This window comes from Streptomyces sp. NPDC056361 (genome assembly GCF_042262805.1).
GTDB lineage: Bacteria > Actinomycetota > Actinomycetes > Streptomycetales > Streptomycetaceae > Streptomyces.
In genome coordinates this window covers 1-2,038 of sequence record NZ_JBHJQI010000305.1, presented here as the reverse complement: position 1 = coordinate 2,038, position 2,038 = coordinate 1, and the positions used below count along the sequence as shown (strand labels likewise).

General features: G+C 71.9%; 2 protein-coding genes. Both read right to left on the bottom strand.

What is annotated here, in order from left to right; translation table 11 throughout:
• Positions 1–59 precede the first annotated feature (59 nt).
• Positions 60–1,340, bottom strand: coding sequence for a hypothetical protein (locus tag ACFCY7_RS40370; protein WP_376491068.1), 1,281 nt, complete (start codon positions 1,338–1,340; stop codon positions 60–62).
• The gene (locus ACFCY7_RS40365) at positions 1,330–1,881 is read right to left on the bottom strand and encodes a DUF6114 domain-containing protein (RefSeq protein ID WP_376491067.1); all 552 of its coding nucleotides are present in this window, start codon (positions 1,879–1,881) and stop codon (positions 1,330–1,332) included. Before ACFCY7_RS40365 ends, ACFCY7_RS40370 begins: the two co-directional genes overlap by 11 nt.
• Positions 1,882–2,038 lie beyond the last annotated feature (157 nt).

The window sequence follows — 2,038 nt, the reverse complement described above, 5'->3', positions numbered from 1 at the left end:
GCCCCCGTCCGGTGCGGACGGGGGCTTCGCCGTGTGCGGCTCCCGGAGTGGTACGGGGGTCAGTTCGCCTCGACGGTGTTGCGGAGGCTCTTGACGCGGAGCGTGCCGCCGAACTGGCCGGCCTGCTTGAGCTTCACGTTGGTGAAGAAGACGTACGGGAGGTCGAGCGGGGGCGGGGACTCGGGGCCGAAGGTGATCGGGATGATGCCGAGGAGGTTGCCCTTGAGCTCCTCCGTGTACATCGTCACGGTGCCGTCGGTGATGGTCGACGTCGAGCCCTGGGCGGACCGGACGTGCGCCACTCCCTCGGTGTGCTCCGTCATCTGGTGCAGGTCCTTGATGTCCACGCCGGTGGCGGTGAACTTCAGGACCTTCTTGATCTTGCCGCCGTAGGTCTTCACCTCGACGATGCCGTGGTACTTGAGGCCCTTGAGGGTGAGCAGCGAGCTCTCCAGGCGCCACGGCTCGTCCGGAAGCAGGGCGAGGCCGGGCTCCAGGTCGGCGGCGGCGAGGGCCGCGGCGTCGCGCTCGGGGCACGGGAAGCGGGGCTTGGCGCCCTCGGGTATGTCCTCGTCCGCCGTGACGTCGAGGCCCTTGGCCTTCTCCGACAGCTCCGAGGTCTCGACGCCGGCCTTCTGGGCCGCCTTGCGGATCGCGGCCTTCGTCTCGTCGGCCGCCGGGTCCGCGGCGGGCTTCGCCGCGGTGGTGGCGGTGGCCGCCGGGGTCGGCGCGGTGGTCGCGGCCGGGGCGTCGTCGGCCGCAGGGCGGGCCGGCGCCTGGGTCGTCGGCGCCGCCGTCGTGGGCGTGGCCGACGGCTTCGGGTCCGGGCCGTCGAAGAGGTCCTTGAGGGCGTCGCCCAGGCCCAGCGGGTCGAGCGGGTTCTTCGACTTCGTCGGCGTGGGCGTGGCGCTCGGGGTGGGCGTGGCGCTCGGCGTCGCGGTCGGCGCGCCGACCTTGGCCCGCTCCTGCGTCTGCGGCGCGGCCGTCTGCCCGGTCGCCGTCGCGGTCGGCGTCGGCGTCACGGTGGCGGTGGCGGAGGGCGTGGCCGAGGGGGTGTCCGTCGGCTTCGCGGTCTCGGTCGGCTTCGTGGTCTCCGTGGCCTCCGGCGTCGGCTCGTCGGAGCGCGTCACGCAGGGGCCGGGGGCGAAGGGGATGTCCTTCTCGTCGGCGAGGGCGGGGCTGGGCGCGAGGCCCATGCCCACGAGCACCGCGGTCGGCATGGCGGCCAGCGCCATCGCCTTGCCCGCCGGGCCCTGGATCCTGTTCAGCAGCGTCTTGCGCGGGGCCGCGTGCCGCGGTCCCCCCTTCGCGAGCGCCGACTGAGTCTCGTCACCCCGCACTGTTCCTCCCGCCGTTGGCGTCGGTCGTCGTTTCGGTCAGGTGGTGCTCCGCCTCGCGCTGCTCAGGGACGCCGGCGGCGTACAGGGCCTCGGTCTCGGCGAATGCCTCCGGCTCACCGTCGTCCTCGGTGTCGACGACCTCTTCGACCGGCGGCGCGGGTGCCCAGGCGACGGACATGCCGCCGCCGATGAGGGAGAGCAGGAACCCGATGACGAGACCGCCGAAGTTCGACACGGGAATGGAGACCAGCCCCAGCACGATCGTCGCGATGCCCGCGAACACCCGGACGATGGGCTGGTACCACATCGTCAGGCCGAGTGTGATGAGCAGGACGCCGATGATCAGCGCGCCGGATCCGGCGGTCGTCTTCATCGCCATGGTGATGTTGCCGAGTCTCATGTCCCCGTAGGGGAGGTAGGCGATCGGCAGACCACCGAGGATGGTGAGCAGTCCCGCCCAGAAGGGCCGGGTCTGCCGCCAGACCTTGAACCGGTTGTCCTGCTTGGGGACTCCGTGGGAGGCAGGGGTCTCGGCGCTCATGGAAACAGCTCCCTGGAAGCGGTGTTGCTGAGAAGAGGTACGCGGGGACGTGCCCCGGAGCGGGGGGGGGGCGCGGGGGGGGGGGCCCCCCCCCCCGGGGGGGCACCGCCCGGGGCATAATAAAAAAAAACAAACCCACCAACAAGACCCAGAAAAG

What these genes read in the sequence shown, in the direction of transcription:
- ACFCY7_RS40365 (WP_376491067.1), bottom strand. Translation starts at nt 1,881, where the DNA reads ATGAGCGCCGAGACCCCTGCCTCCCACGGAGTCCCCAAGCAGGACAAC.